We start from the raw sequence: 14,006 nt of genomic DNA, 5'->3' as shown, positions 1-14,006 counted from the left end.
GGGGAGGCGCGACTCGCGCGCAAAACCACCCGCTCGTGGCAAGATTTGGATTGCGGCTTTGCGATTCTGCCCCTCCGTGGCAATCCGTGGCGGGCGAAACGCGCCGCCGGTCGATCATGCCTGCATACGCGACGGCGTATTCCCTGATGGCCTCTGCGGTTTATGCAACCTTGCGAGCCGCCAGCGGCTCCCGGGGCGTCCGTGCTTGCCACGGGAGTGCGAAACTGCGCATCGCCTTTCGAGAAATTACCACGGAGGGGTGCTTTTGCGTACGGCCGGAGGCACGGAGAGGCCCCGAGTCGCACCGCATTCATGAAAGGGGCCCGCATGACGGTCTGAACCGCCGTGCGGGCCCCCTGCAATCGCTTGTGGGCGCGTTAGCTAGCCCATGAGTCCCGTGCAAAGCGAGACAAGGGCGATCACGACGCCGGCGATGGACTCGCCGCCGAGCACGCCGGAGGCCACCACGAGCCCGGCGTTCTCGTCGCGCTCGGTCTTCTCCGCGCGCTCCGACTCGGAGAGCCCTGCGCGCCTGCCTGCCTGGACCTTGTCGTAGACGAACTTGACGAGCGCGCCGAGGAAGCTCGAGAACGACATGTAGAACGGCAGGTAGACGCCAAGTCCCACGAGCATGGCGGGAAGCTTGGCCCAGTAGAGGGCGATGCCGGCCACGATGCCGATCACGAACGCCGGGACGCTCGGGATGCCGGAGACCATGGTCGCGACCACGGACGCCTGCGCCGACACGAACGCCTTGCCCGGCCCGAACGCGTCGGGTCCGTAGGCGCTCACGAGCGCGACCATGACGCCTGCCGCAACCAGGGCGCCCAGCACGCCGCCGAGCGCCTGGCCCAGCCACTGGGCGCGCGCGTCGGTGCCCAGCATGTGGCCCGCCTTGAAGTCGTTCATGACGTCACCGGCAAGGCCGCAGGCCACGGCCACGATGCCGGCCACGAAGAACAGCTGCACCTGCGTCGACTGGCCAAGCGCCGCCACGACCAGAAGCACGATCAGGCCGAAGATCTCCATCGGGTCGATGCCCGTCTGGCCGCACGACTGCGCGCTCATGATCGTCGTCACGAACGTCAGGAGCACGACGATCACCGCGGGCACGGGACCGAGTCCGAGCACGAACCCAACAAGCACCGCCACCACGGCGGCCGCGAGCGCGAACAGGCCCGCGTCGGTCTTGAGGCTGCCGGTCACGATGCTCGCCTGGGCGGCCCCGTCCCCGTCGGCGCCGGCGCTGTCGCGCAGGCCGCGCGCGATGCCGCCCACCTTGGGCAGGATGTCCTTGGCCACGGTCGCGAGGCCCGAGCCCATCATGAGGCCCATGCCCAGGCTGCTCACGATGCCGCGCGCCACGTCGACGCTCCAGATCCCGGCGGCGCTTCCGCCCCAGATCAGGCCGAAGTTCGCGAACACCGCGCCGCCGAACCAGAACAGCAGCGGCACCATGCCGACCAGGAAGCCCACCGACAGCATCATCGGCGAGTTGTAGATGCCGAACGCAACGCCCGGGATCGGCAGCTGCAGAAGCATCGCCGGCATCACGCCAAGGGCGTCCCTCAGCGTCGCCCACAGCGCCGCGACGCCCATGGACGAGAAGAGCTGCACGCCGGTCTTGCCGCCCGTCTCGGCCGCGCGCAGCGTCTCGGCCGCGGCGGTTCCGGTCGGGAACTCGAGCTCGTTGTCGACGATGAAGTGACGGTGGATGATGGCCGTGCACACGAGCCCCAGCACGGTGCCGGCAAGCGCGACCAGGAAGATCTCCACCCAGCCAAACTGCGCGCCCAGCCCCAGCATCCACGCGCCGGGAATGGTGAACGCCAGACCGCCGGCGACCATGGCGCCTGCCGACATGATGGTGTGGGTCACGTTCGCCTCGTTGAGCGACGCGTTGCCCAGAAGCTTGAGGAAGAAGAGGGAGATCACGGCCGCGAACACGATGGGCCAGGGAAGCGCGCCCAGCTTGAGCGCCGTGTAGGCCGACGATGCCGTGATGATGACGCAGCCAATGCTGCCGATCGCCACGCCGCGAAGCGTGAGCTGCCCGCGCCACGAGGCGCGACCACGTTGCGTGTCCATATGTTCTCCTTTGCGTATATCCGCTCCCCCTTGGCGGCCGCGCGTCGCGCATGCGCCGGGAAGTCGGGTTACCAGACGCCCCCGCGCCGGACGAGCGCGGAAGACTTGGTACAGTATAGACGCCTCACCAAGGCATCCCCAGGCGAGAAGAGCTTAGAAACGGAGTCGTGACCCATGACCAGACCACTGTGCTGCCTTGCCCTCGACGTGGGGAACACGACGACGCGCTTCGCCCTGTTCGCCTCCGACTCGACTGCGTCCGACGAGCCGCTCGGCACCTGGGAGCTCACCACACCCGAGACCATCACGCCCGACGAGGCGCGCATGCACATCGCGCAGGTGCTCGGCGTCCTCGCGCAGGACGTCGCCAAGGAGCGCGAGCTCACCGCCGAGCGCGCGGCCTCCTTCGCCCAGCCTCCCCTCGCGGCAATCCTCTCCTGCGTCGTGCCCTCGCTCTCAGACGCCTGGGCCGCGGCGCTTGCCACGGCCTGCCAGACCCGTCCCCTCACGGTGGGTCCCGGCCTCAAGACCGGCCTCAAGATGCGCTACAACGACCCGTCCGAGCTCGGCAGCGACCGCATCGCCGACGTCATCGCCCTGCGCGAGCGCTATGGTGCGCCCGCCATCGCCATCGACCTGGGCACGACGCTCAACATAGAGGTGCTCGACGCCGAGGGCGCCTTCGCTGGCGGCATCATCGCGCCGGGCCTCGCGCTCGGCGCCCGCGCCATGGCCGGTGCGGCCGCCCGTCTCCCGCAGATCGAGCTGCGCGCGCCGGCGTCGGTCGTCGGCCGCTCCACCCGCGAGGCAATCCAGTCCGGCGTCGTGCTCGGCGAGGCCGCCCGTGTCGACGGCCTGCTCGCACGCGTCGAGCGCGAGTGCGGTCATGCGGCCCCGGTCGTCGTGACAGGCACGGGTGCCGCAGAGCTTGCCGCCCTGCTCGAGCATGAGGTTCAGGTGGACGACACGCTCACCCTGCGCGGCCTGCACCAGCTCTACCTCCACAACGTCAGGCACGGCTCCCGTTATCTCTTGTCGTCACGCAAGTGACATTACGTTTTAGGCTCTGACAGGAGTTGTTAACCTCTCTTTTTGTAAGGCACGGCCACGACCTCTTTGAATAGTGAATCGCTGGGCTGTTTCTGTCATGCCGCTTTCTGAAATGTTGCGGAGGCCAAGGGGAGTGCGTCATCGGGACTCGATTGTTTGATCATAAGCTGAATAGTGGGAACTCCATTGACGATGGACAGTGTTCCGCTGCCCCACACCACTGAAGATTTGTTATCCTCGCCGACTGCCCTGAAGTGTGCGTTGATTGAGGAGCTATCAAGCACCTCGTTAATCTCACAGTAAAAGGTCCCCTCAACGGATTCTGTTGGGTTCATCTCCTTGTCGTTTTTCTGAGTGACGTAGTTTATAACGAAGGAACCCGCCTTCGGATCGAATGATGAGATGGTGAGCGAAGGCCAGGTTGTTTTTCCTGCTACGTAGCTTTCAACCTGCTCCGTATAATTTCCTTCGAATGTGACTAGGTCATTCGGTGAGATAGCTTTTTTGGTCATGCGCTCACGAATCAGTGGCAAGATGCTCAACGCCGTAAATGTGATAATGCCGATTAGGAATAACACGCCTAAGAAAAGTAAGCAGCCGGGCGTTTTCTTTTTGTTCTCTTCCATCAGTATCACTCCGATTGTTGCATGGTCTCTTTACTGCGTTTTCGACGCGGATACGCTGACCTTTTCCTGAGTTGCTACGTCGTGGAAAGTGGTATCAACAGTAAGTTTTCCGTTGATAAGAGGCGTATCTCCTTCGATGGTGACGCTACCTTCGAACTTTGCGGATGCGTTCTCGTAGGCGCTGGAAGTACCGTCGCCAGTGATCACGAGTTCTTTGCCGTGCGAGGTTGCCTTATCGCTTGGTGCGCAGTTTATGGTTCCAGAGAACGATGCGCCGTTTATGCCAGAGACTGTGGATTCGGTAGCGACGTAATCGAAGCTGATTCTTCCAGTGGATGCGTCAGCTGATGTCACATTTAAGGAAGTTAGACAGAGTCCAGTGGAATTACTAAAGGAAGATTGTTGGTACGTTCCAGGGAGGTTGGAGATGGAGTCTGCGCCAATGTCTTGCTGTCTGAAGAAGCGGATGGCGCTGCAACCAATTGTTAAGATGCCTTCTACGAACAAGAGCAGCACGACGATTGTGGCTACTGCGGCAAGGACGCGTTTGATGCATCCTGGACGCGGTTGCTCCTCTTGAGCTTGCGGAGCTTCATGTTCATAGTCGCCGGCGTCTGCCTCGTCACCTTCTGGTTCAGCGGCCTCGCCATTATCAACTGTGTTCGATTCGGCTGAATCTTTTTCGAACGTGTCCTCTTCGGCAGGATTTTCATACAAACCCTCGGGGATGAATCTCTCCTCCCCAGAATCCTGAAACAGTTTATTAAGGTAATCAAGCGCGGCGTTTACTTCTTTAGCGATATCCTCCGCTTCGGTTCCGGCACGATCGGGATGAACGGACTTCAGTTGCTCGTTGCGGGCACGTTTCGCAATTGCGAGGGTATATCCCTTGCGGTATGTCGCAGCGCTCAATCCTAGAATCTGTTAGCGTCGGCTTAAATCAACCCTTAATCGTCGGACTTAATCAACCAATCCGAGTCAAACATAATCAACCAGACCCCTCCATCGAAGGCAGGCCATCGAACCTGCCCGCGTCTCCTATGCTGGTGCTGCATCACGCCGGCGTTAGGAGGACAGATGAATGGATAGCAAGTTCGATGGCCTACAGGAGATTATAGATAAGGCCCTCGCCTCCATGGAGGCCGAGTCGACCGGAGACTTCGACCCGCAGGAGTGCAACCTAGCGGAGTTCTGCCGCAGGACCGGGCTCACGAGGCAGAGGGCCAGGACCATCAAGGCCAACGGCTTCAGGGTGAAGCCCCACGGCCGACTTGGGATGAAGGCCGGCAGCACCGTGCTCAGCGGCCACACCGGTTTTGTCGACGACCAGCTTCGCAAGGGCGTCACCAACTCGCAAGTCGTCTACGAGCGACTGCTGGAGCAGGGGTACGAGGGCGGCCTCACCACCGTCAAGGTCTACATGGCAGACCACGCCGACCTCGTTCCCGCCAAGCGGCGGGCGACCGGCCCCCAGCGAGGGAGCGGCCAGCGGTTTCGGTCCGGACCGGCCGAATCCTACCCGATGGACTGGGGGTTCGCGAACGTCGAGGACTGGGCGGGCCGCAGGTACAGGGTCGCGTGCTTCGCAATGGTGTGCCACCACTGCGGGACGCCCTACGTCGAGTTCTTCCCCAACGCGCGCCAGGAGAACCTGTTCATCGGCATGCTCCACGCGTTCGGGCGCCTCGGGGTGCCCGACGGGGTCCTGACCGACAACATGAAGAGCGTCGTGAGCCGCAGGGACGCGGAGGGCAGGCCGGTGTGGAACGGCGAGTACGAGGCGTTCATGGACAGCGTCGGCTTCACGACCAGGCTATGCAAGCCAAGGCACCCGTTCACCAAGGGCAAGGTCGAAAGGCTCGTGCGCTTCGTGAAGGAGAGCTTCCTCGCGGGCAGGACGTTTGAGGACCTCGAATCGCTCAACAGGGACGCCCTGGATTGGTGCGACGCGCAGGCCGGCAGGTACCGAAGGTCGGCCGGCCATGTCCCGGCCGAGGTTCACAGCCGCCTCTGCTCCGCCCACGCCCGCGAGGTGAGGGATCCCGCGGCCGCGGAGCGGTACCTCTGCCCGTTGAGGAGGATCTCGTTCGACGGCTTCGTCAGCTTCGAGGGCGGAAGGTACGGCGTCCCGTACTGGTACTCCGGCAGCACGTGCCGGGTGAGCCGCGAGGGCGGCACCCTCCACATCTACTCGGAGGACCTCTCCCGCGAGCTGGTCTGCCACGAGGTCGACAGGTCCCGAGCCGACTCGTGGTGCGATGGCCAGTGGCCCGACTCGCAGCCGGAGGAGTCCCCGAGCCAAGAGGTCACGACGACGGTGACGAGGGCCAAGCCGAGGGCGGACACCGCGTTCGCCAAGTTCGACTTCTCCAGGGAGGTGATGTAGCGGTGGCGGCACGGGCATCGGAAGGCTCAACCCCGTTCGAGCGCGCGTGCGCCGCCGCCGGGGAGCTGAGGATCAGGATCGGGCCGGAGGAGCTGGCCAGCCTGGCGTCGGACAACGACATGCGAGAAAGGGAGGTCGAGGCCATCGCGACGGTGTTCGGCTACCTCGCCGAGAAGCGGAGGCGCTCCACGGTCGAGACCCTCCTGCGGCTGAGCAGGCTGCCGAGCAAGGAGCCCAAAACCTTCGACAACTTCGACTTCGGGCGCATTCAGGGCCGCGACGCGTGCGCGCTCGCGGAGCTGTCGGCCCTCTCGGACCTCTACGCGGGTCGCAACATAGCGTTCATCGGACCTGGGGGAATCGGGAAGACGCACCTTGCCCAGGCCTACGGGCGCGAGTGCTGCCTCAGGGGCCTCAAGACCTACTACGTCAAGGCCAGCGAGCTCGCGGACAAGATCTCGTCGGCCATAAAGAGGAGCAACGCGTCGCGCATGGTGAACACACTGGTGAAGCCGTCGTGCCTGATCATAGACGAGGTCGGCAGGAGGAAGTTCGACCGAGAGTGCACGGACCTGCTCTTTGACGTCATCGACCGGCGCTACGAGAAGGAGGGGCCCAACACCATGATTCTCACCAGCAACGCCGTCGCCAGCGACTGGCACGAGTTCTTCGAGGGCGACGACACGCTCCTGTGCGCCCTGGACCGCGTGTTCGACAAGGCCTCGGTGTTCATGATGCGAGGCCCGAGCTACCGCGGGCGTGAGCTCGACACGTTTTCCGTCGAGGCCGTGCCGTCGGCCACGAAGCAAAGAGGCATGCGAGACGCGACTGCGTAGTCCACAGTAAACACGATGCGATCGCCGGCGTGATGCAAACTAGATACGACGACGCGAGGAGAGCTGGGATGTGGTTGGTTGATTTCGCCCGACTCAATTTGGTTGGAAACGCCCGACGCTAGTTGGTTGATTTAAGCCGACGTCAACAAATCTGTTCTGCTCTAGCTTTATCCATATGGTTTGCCATGCGAATCCCTTGCCTTCATTCCTTGAGGATGTCAATTGAATTGTCGGAGTGGATTACCGGTGCTCTGAAGAACGGTTATGGCCTAGGCCTACGTGGGGTCGGGGCTCCTCAGCTTTCTCTATCGTGACGGCCTGCGCGCGATCGTCACGTAACAAAAATTACGTGAGATACTATTCGTTTTGCCGTATTCGGTCGTTTGAGAATTCTTGGTTTGTCAAGCCTGCCATTTGCACGTTGTCTTTGATTGTCTACACAGTGTACTAGGCCTGCTTGACTCATTTCTGCTCCGTATGACAGAAAGATTGAATTTGTTATCGTCCTCGGCGAGGCCGCCCGTGTCGACGGCCTGCTCGCACGCGTCGAGCGCGAGTGCGGCCATGCGGTCCCGGTCGTCGTGACGGGCACGGGTGCCGCAGAGCTTGCCGCGCTGCTCGAGCATGAGGCTCAGGTGGACGACACGCTCACCCTGCGCGGCCTGCACCAGCTCTACCTTCTCAATGCTGGACGGAACAAGCACTAGGGCATGTGCCGATTGACTTGCGCCCCCGTAGGTGCGATTATTGAGTCGACGGCGGCCTACGACGGTGGTTAGGCGACGCCGTTACTTTCTAGAGCCTCGGATGTTCCCGCATCAGAGGCTCGTATCAAGTAAGGTGTCTGGGCCTACGTGCCTCGGAATGGCACTCCTCCCTCCTGCTTCTCGCGGTCTCGAGCTCGACGAGCGCTCTTAGGAGCCTGACGAGCCCGATGATCGTTTCTAACACGATGGTGAGAATGCTCATAGGCAACACCTCCCTTCGAAGGCGTCGCCCTGCACGTGAGGCCGACCGTCGACCTATGCGCGAGTATAGGTCGACGGCACCTTCCGGGCATGCGTCATCTAGAACTTTTTGCAGGTCAGGCTATATATTTCTGGGCCAGATAAGGGCCAGACAGGACAATCGCACCAATTCGAGCCTGATGGGGGAGGGTATGACAGGATAAGGCCAGTTAAATCACTCTCAGACACACCCTCCGCTCGCCGCCTCCCCGACGCGTCTCGTTAGCGCCTTTCGCGGCGCGGTGGGCGTCGCGAAGTTGATTGCGTCGCCGGAAGGTGCGACCATGAAGCCGGCGGCAGCCTACGTCTACGCCTAGGCGGCGCCACCTTTTTCAGAGCCTCGGGTGTCGACGCACCTCGGGGCTCCTACTTTGTCAGACGACTGTGCCTACGTGCTTCGCCACGTGCTTCGTGCTTCGCCACCCAGCCCCTCCGCCACCCCCGCGCGTGCATTCCCGCGCCGGCACTGGTACGATATCCCGTGATTGGAGCCGACCAGCACTGTGAATGTGATAATCCGGATCCTCGTGACCCGGCCTAACTCACGGCTTTCATAAGAGGCGGCTCCAATCGACTTCAGCCATCCCGCGCGAGGGGCGCCCGCCCGCGCCGCGCATGCGATCCGCGCCGCCCCCGCGTCTCGACCAGAATCGAGTCCGCATGCCGCAATGGAACGCCGGTCACAAGGTCAAGGCGGCCTTCTTCGACGCCGACGGCACCCTCCTCTCGTTCACCAGCCACCGCATCCCCGACTCCGCGCAGATCGCCCTCTCGGAGCTCAAGCGCAACGGGGTCAAGTGCTTCCTCGCCACGGGCCGCCCGCCCTACCAGGTCGACGAGATCCCCATCGACAACCTCGAGGCCTTCATCCTCTTCAACGGCCAGTTCATCCTCAGCCGCGACGACATCCTCTTCCGCGAGGCCATGGACCACGCCGACATCGCGCGCGTGGTCGAGCAGGTCAAGGCCGGCCTCTACGAGTGCCTCTTCATGGAGGCCGGGCGCTGCTACATCAGCGGCCACAACGACCGCGTCCGCCGCATCGAGCAGTCGGTCGGCCTCGAGTTTCCCGAGGGCGACATCGAGGAGGCCCTCCACAACGAGATCTTCCAGCTCAACGCCTACCTCGCGCCCGGCGAGACCGACGTTCTTGCCAACGCCTGCTCCAACATCAAGATGACCCGCTGGAGCCCCGACTTCGTCGACGTCTTCCCGCGCGCCGGCGGCAAGGCCCGCGCCGTCCGCCGCGTCCTCGACATGTACGGCATCTCGCCCGAGGAGGCCATCGCGTTCGGCGACGGCGGAAACGACATCGGCATGCTCGACGCCGTGGGCACCTCGATCGCGCTCGGCAACGCGAACCCCGAGGTGAAGGAGATGGCCAGCTTCGTCACCGACGACGTCGACCACGACGGCATCTACAACGCCTGCGTCCGCCTGGGCCTCATCGACGTCTAGCCCACACGCCGCACGCACATCTCGCGCACCACACACCACGCGCACTGCGCAGCTGAGAAGAGCCGCGGCCTTGGCCGCAGGCAGGGGAAGGGACGACCACATGACCGAGCAGGAACTCTACGACCTCCTCGACGAGCGAGGCATCCCGTACGAGACCTTCCACCACGAGGCCGTCTTCACGGTGGCCGAGGGCGACGCCGCCGGCGTGCCCGACCTCGGCGCCCACACCAAGAACCTCTTCCTGCGCGACGACAAGAAGCGCAACTTCTACGTCGTCACGGCAGACGAGAACCAGCAGATCGACCTCAAGGCTCTCGCCGGCCGCATCCCCAGCCGCCGCCTCTCCTTCGCCCGCGAGGAGCAGCTGCAGGAGAAGCTCGGCCTCACGGCGGGCGCCGTCACGCCCCTTGGCATCCTCAACGACGACTCGCGCTCGGTCACCATGGTCTTTGACGAGGGCCTGCGCGGCAAGCGCATCGACGCGCACCCGCTCGTGAACACCGCGACCATGTACATCGAGATGGACGACCTCGTGTCGCTTCTGACGGAGCACGGCAACCCCGTCGTCTTCTGTGACCTCGGTCCCGCCGACGTCTCCGAGGCAGGTCCCCGCGCCTAGCAGATTCCGACCACAAACAATGAGGTGCCGCTTGCCTGACGCATGCCGGCCTCAATCGCCGATGCAGGTCAGAAGGTGATACAGTCCTGTTGTACAACGTACAACAGAGGAGGAGCCATGCCAGATGCAATGGTTACCGCACGCATGAGCGTCGCAAAGAAGGAGGCGGGCGTACGCGCTCTGCGCTCTTTGGGCATGACCGCGTCTGAGGCGATCAACGCCATGTTTGACTACCTTCTTTCCAACGGAAGCCTTCCCTTTTCCGCTCCCGAGTCTCAGCCATCTCGCGAGGAGCGAGTGGCCCAATCGATCCGACGCGTCGATGCGATTCCAAGGGTCAAGCTGGATCCTACGATGCGTGAGATGACGCTCAAGGAGGCTCGCCTCGCTCGCTTCCGCGACCGTGGCCTCATCGACGGCGCGACCACGAGCCAGGGCCGAGGTGACGAGTCGTGATTCAGGTCATGGTGGACTCCAACATACTGGTTGACTACCTTGCGGAAAGGGAGCCGTTCTGCGATGCGGCGCGGAAGCTGCTGGTCTTCGCCGACATGGGTGACTATCGCCTCTGGGCCAGCTCGTCGCAGATCACTGGCGTCTACAACATTCTCTCGAACGGGGGAGCGGCGTCGCACGCGCCCGCGGCTCGCAGGTCCCTTGCGTCCCTAAGGGGAATCGTGCGCATCTGTCCCGTAGGCGAAGATGAGGTGGAATGGGCGCTCGACTCCAGGTGGTCCGACTTCGAGGACGCCCTCGTCTACCAGGCCGCGACGAGCGTCGGCGCACGTTGCATCGTGACGCGCAACGAGTGCGACTTCGCCCTCAGCTCGATTCCGGTCTTCGACTGCGACGGCTTCTTCAAGTGGATGGAGGAGAAGAGCCACCTCTCGTACGAGCTCGTCGACCTCTAGCCCCGGTCTCCCAGGCGCTCCACGGCAGACCCCGCGACCGCATGGCCCGAGACCGCCTCGAAGTGGTACTCCACGATGCCCAGGTCGACCTTGGAGAGCGGGCCGCCGGTCGTCTCGGCGGTCACGACCTCCTGGGCCTTGTCGAGCGTGAAGATGAAGTGCTGCTGGTTGAGGGCCGTCGGCGCGAGCGCCGCGGCCTGCATGCCGTGCTGGAACCAGTCGGGCATGACCATGCCGTGCGTGTTGGCCAGCTCGCTGATCTGCTTCGAGCGGCTCGGCCGCCCCGCGTCCACGCCGTGGCCGAGGGCCACCACACCCACGAGCTTCTCGCCGTCGGCGATCTCGCAGCGCGTCTTGCGGCGGCTGAACGTGCCGCCGACCCAGCAGGAGTTGAGGCCGAGCTGCTGCGCGAGAAGCACGACCTTCTCGCCGAAGTAGCCGCACAGCTCGTCGAGGTCGGCGCCCTTGGGCCCCACGAGCGCCAGGTAGTTCCTCACGTTGCGGAAGCGCCCGTAGTGGGCGAGAAGAGACGAGAACGCGCCCTCGTCACCGCAGACCAGCTGCAGGTGCAGGCCGGACGCAGCATTCGCCTCGGCGACCGCCTCCTCCAGCTCCTCCACCACGGCCGCCGCGATGGGCTCGTCGGTGTAGGCGCGCACCGAGTGGCGCTCCTCGATGGCGCGGATGAGGTCCTTCTGGCTGTTCATGGGCGTCTCCCTCTCGTGTGGGCCGTCGCGGCGCGGGCAGCGGCGCGGTGTCGGCGCGCGGTCGCGTCGCGGTGTCGGCGCGCGGTCGCGGCGCGGGCGGCGGTGCGTGTCATGTCGCCCATTGTACCCGCCGACACCGCCGCGAAACCCACCGTCGCCCTGGCCGTAACCGGGCCTCCCCACGGGCGTAACGCGCCGTCCGCCCGGGCGAAACCATGGCCTGCGACACTCATCCCAACACCGTGCGCGCATCGCGCGTGCGCCTTCGAGAGGGGAGCGGCCATGGCTGACGGCGTCGACTCGAGAATGTACGACTTCGGTGCGGGCAAGTCCGCGATCAGGACCGTCTTCGAGCAGACCTGCGAGCTGCGCCAGCAGGGCGTGCACGACTTCTGGGACTTCTCGATCGGCAACCCCGACGTGCCGGCCCCGCCTGAGGTGGACGACGCGATCCGCGAGGTGCTCGCCGAGCTCGACCCCATCGACGTCCACGGCTACCCGCCCAACAACGGCTGGCTCACCACGCGACAGGCCGTGGCCGCGAACCTCAACCGGCGCTTCGGCGCCCGCGCCCGAGCGAGCGAGATCGCCATGACCGGCGGCTGCGCGGGTGCCATCACCGCGACCATCGCGGCGGTCACCTCCGCGGGAGAAGACGTGATCGTGCCGGTGCCGTACTTCGCCGAGTACCGCATGTACATCCAGGCCTGGAACTGCCGCTGCGTCGAGGTGCCCACGCTGCCGCGCACCTTCCAGCTCGACCTCGACGCGATCGAGCGCGCCATCGGCCCCACCACGCGCATGGTCATCGTCAACACGCCCAACAACCCCACGGGCGCCATCTACACGGACGAGTCCCTGCGCGAGCTGGGCGCTCTTCTCCGCCGCAAGTCGCGCGAGCTCGGCCAGACCATCTACCTGCTCTCCGACGAGCCCTACCGCGAGATCGTCTACGACGGCCGCCAGAGCTCGTGGGTGGCGGACCACTACGAGAACACGATCGTCTGCTACAGCTGGTCGAAGTCCCTCTCGCTTGCCGGCGAGCGCGTGGGCTACGTGTGGGTGCCGAGCACCGTGCGCCACGCGCGGCGCGTCTACGATGCCATCCTCGGCGCGCAGCGCGTCGTCAACTCGATCTGCAACGGGCTCTTCTGCCGCGTGATCGAGCGCTGCGTCGACCTCCCCGCGCCCGTCGCCGCCTACGAGCGCAAGCGCGACGCGCTCTACGCCGGCCTCACGCGCATCGGCTACGACGTCGTCCACCCCGACGGCGCCTTCTACCTCTGGGTCCGCGCCCTCGAGCGCGACGACGACGCCTTCCAGGAGCGCGCCGCCAACGAGGAGCGCCTCTTCGTGGTTGGCTCCGAGGACTTCGCCGCCCGCGGCTACTTCCGCCTGAGCTACTGCGTCTCGGATGACGCCATCGAGAAGAGCCTGCCTGCGTTCGAGCGACTCTTCCGCTCCTACGGGGGCTACCAGTGGCAGGCCGACGAGCCGATGCTCCCGCGCCTGCGCTGCGCCTCGTGAGCGCGCGTCGTCTGGAGAGGGGAGGGGGCCTCATCCAACCTGTGCTCGAGCAGCTTGCTTCGCAAGAACTCGCACAGGCCGGATGAGGCCCCCGCTCCCGGCCGGACGGTCGCTCGCTACGCCAGGTCGTGCGACGCGAACAGCGGGTCGTCCTCCCAGAGCACGACCTCGTTTCCGGTAAGCTCGCCGGCCGCGTGTGCCTCGATGGTCGACGGCACGTCGATGATGCGCTGGTTCGACGAGCCACGGAACCTGAGTGAGATGTCGTAGTTCTCCTCCTGCCACGGCCCGTCCACGAGCACGTCCACGCAGGCCAGGATCCGGTCGGTCACATCGAGGTGCCACTCGCCCTCGGTCAGCTGCTCCCACGTGTGGCCGGAGTACATCCAGATGCTCTTGTCGGGAAGCTCCGCGCGCACGCGCTCGACCAGGCCGACAAGCCCCTCCTGGTTCTCGGGCTCGAACGGCTCGCCGCCCAGGATGGACAGACCGTCCATGTAGCTCGGGCGCAGGCTCTCGACGATTGCGTCGGCCACCTCGTCAGTGAACGGCTTGCCCGCATTGAAGTCCCAGGCCTCGTAGTTGAAGCAGCCCTTGCACCTCAGGCGGCACCCCGACACGAAGAGCGTCGTGCGCACGCCCGAGCCGTTCGCGATGTCGCAGTGCTTGATGTTTGCGTAGTTCATGCTGCCTCCGGGCAGGTGTCGTCACTCATGTGCTGTTAGAAAGCTTAGCGCGAAGCGCGCCTCACGCCAAAGGGCGGCGAGGAAAAGGCGGGGAACTGCGTCGTC

General features: G+C 64.5%; 15 protein-coding genes. 9 read left to right on the top strand and 6 right to left on the bottom strand.

Annotated elements, in window-relative coordinates; translation table 11 throughout:
* Positions 1-381: 381 nt before the first annotated feature.
* Positions 382-2,088: an OPT/YSL family transporter gene (locus tag M5D76_RS00400; RefSeq protein WP_248921435.1), complete on the bottom strand. Its 1,707-nt coding sequence runs from the start codon at positions 2,086-2,088 to the stop codon at positions 382-384.
* A 174-nt stretch (positions 2,089-2,262) separates the two neighbouring features.
* Here M5D76_RS00400 and M5D76_RS00395 point away from each other — a divergent pair, with 174 nt between their 5' ends.
* Complete coding sequence (locus tag M5D76_RS00395) at positions 2,263-3,138, top strand: type III pantothenate kinase (protein WP_248921434.1); 876 nt, start codon at positions 2,263-2,265, stop codon at positions 3,136-3,138.
* A gap of 95 nt (positions 3,139-3,233) precedes the next feature.
* On the opposite strand, the gene M5D76_RS00390 is transcribed toward M5D76_RS00395, so the two are convergent.
* Together M5D76_RS00390 and M5D76_RS00385 are read right to left on the bottom strand one after the other, a co-directional pair.
* On the bottom strand, positions 3,234-3,764 hold the full coding sequence (locus M5D76_RS00390) for a hypothetical protein (protein WP_248921433.1): 531 nt from the start codon (positions 3,762-3,764) through the stop codon (positions 3,234-3,236).
* Between the two features lie 30 nt (positions 3,765-3,794).
* Positions 3,795-4,676, bottom strand: coding sequence for a hypothetical protein (locus M5D76_RS00385; RefSeq protein WP_248921432.1), 882 nt, complete (start codon positions 4,674-4,676; stop codon positions 3,795-3,797).
* 169 nt (positions 4,677-4,845) lie between these two features.
* Between M5D76_RS00385 and M5D76_RS00380 the strand changes: the two genes are divergently transcribed.
* The 3 genes from M5D76_RS00380 to M5D76_RS09070 all read left to right on the top strand — a co-directional run bounded on the left by M5D76_RS00380 (position 4,846) and on the right by M5D76_RS09070 (position 7,693).
* Complete coding sequence (locus tag M5D76_RS00380; RefSeq protein WP_248921431.1) at positions 4,846-6,150, top strand: DDE-type integrase/transposase/recombinase; 1,305 nt, start codon at positions 4,846-4,848, stop codon at positions 6,148-6,150.
* A gap of 2 nt (positions 6,151-6,152) precedes the next feature.
* The gene (locus M5D76_RS00375; RefSeq protein ID WP_248921430.1) at positions 6,153-6,986 is read left to right on the top strand and encodes an ATP-binding protein; all 834 of its coding nucleotides are present in this window, start codon (positions 6,153-6,155) and stop codon (positions 6,984-6,986) included.
* A gap of 581 nt (positions 6,987-7,567) precedes the next feature.
* Positions 7,568-7,693, top strand: a complete 126-nt coding sequence (locus M5D76_RS09070) for a hypothetical protein (RefSeq protein WP_283101998.1) — start codon at positions 7,568-7,570, stop codon at positions 7,691-7,693.
* 124 nt (positions 7,694-7,817) lie between these two features.
* On the opposite strand, the gene M5D76_RS00370 is transcribed toward M5D76_RS09070, so the two are convergent.
* A complete protein-coding gene (locus M5D76_RS00370) occupies positions 7,818-7,955 on the bottom strand; it encodes a hypothetical protein (RefSeq protein WP_248921429.1) in 138 nt (45 codons plus the stop codon).
* 698 nt (positions 7,956-8,653) lie between these two features.
* Here M5D76_RS00370 and M5D76_RS00365 point away from each other — a divergent pair.
* From M5D76_RS00365 to M5D76_RS00350, 4 genes are all read left to right on the top strand, one after another.
* A complete protein-coding gene (locus M5D76_RS00365) occupies positions 8,654-9,451 on the top strand; it encodes a Cof-type HAD-IIB family hydrolase (protein ID WP_248921428.1) in 798 nt (265 codons plus the stop codon).
* A gap of 100 nt (positions 9,452-9,551) precedes the next feature.
* On the top strand, positions 9,552-10,070 hold the full coding sequence (locus M5D76_RS00360) for a prolyl-tRNA synthetase associated domain-containing protein (protein WP_248921427.1): 519 nt from the start codon (positions 9,552-9,554) through the stop codon (positions 10,068-10,070).
* A gap of 117 nt (positions 10,071-10,187) precedes the next feature.
* Positions 10,188-10,526 carry a type II toxin-antitoxin system RelB/DinJ family antitoxin gene (locus M5D76_RS00355; RefSeq protein ID WP_248921426.1) on the top strand — a complete coding sequence of 113 codons (339 nt, stop codon included), beginning with the start codon at positions 10,188-10,190 and terminating at the stop codon, positions 10,524-10,526.
* Positions 10,523-10,981, top strand: a complete 459-nt coding sequence (locus tag M5D76_RS00350; RefSeq protein ID WP_248921425.1) for a type II toxin-antitoxin system VapC family toxin — start codon at positions 10,523-10,525, stop codon at positions 10,979-10,981. The genes M5D76_RS00355 and M5D76_RS00350 overlap by 4 nt, the downstream gene beginning before the upstream one ends.
* Here M5D76_RS00350 and M5D76_RS00345 read toward each other — a convergent pair.
* Positions 10,978-11,688, bottom strand: a complete 711-nt coding sequence (locus tag M5D76_RS00345; RefSeq protein WP_248921424.1) for a nitroreductase family protein — start codon at positions 11,686-11,688, stop codon at positions 10,978-10,980. The genes M5D76_RS00350 and M5D76_RS00345 overlap by 4 nt on opposite strands.
* A 282-nt stretch (positions 11,689-11,970) precedes the next feature.
* On the opposite strand from M5D76_RS00345, the gene M5D76_RS00340 reads away from it, so the two are divergent.
* A complete protein-coding gene (locus tag M5D76_RS00340; RefSeq protein ID WP_248921423.1) occupies positions 11,971-13,215 on the top strand; it encodes a pyridoxal phosphate-dependent aminotransferase in 1,245 nt (414 codons plus the stop codon).
* A gap of 116 nt (positions 13,216-13,331) precedes the next feature.
* Here M5D76_RS00340 and nrdG read toward each other — a convergent pair whose 3' ends face one another.
* The gene (gene nrdG / locus M5D76_RS00335) at positions 13,332-13,901 is read right to left on the bottom strand and encodes an anaerobic ribonucleoside-triphosphate reductase activating protein (RefSeq protein WP_248921422.1); all 570 of its coding nucleotides are present in this window, start codon (positions 13,899-13,901) and stop codon (positions 13,332-13,334) included.
* Positions 13,902-14,006: the final 105 nt, after the last annotated feature.

The organism is Olsenella intestinalis (assembly GCF_023276655.1).
Taxonomy (GTDB): Bacteria; Actinomycetota; Coriobacteriia; order Coriobacteriales; family Atopobiaceae; genus Olsenella_J; species Olsenella_J intestinalis.
Note: the sequence above shows the minus strand (reverse complement) of the source record. Positions and strands in the feature narration are given on the sequence as shown.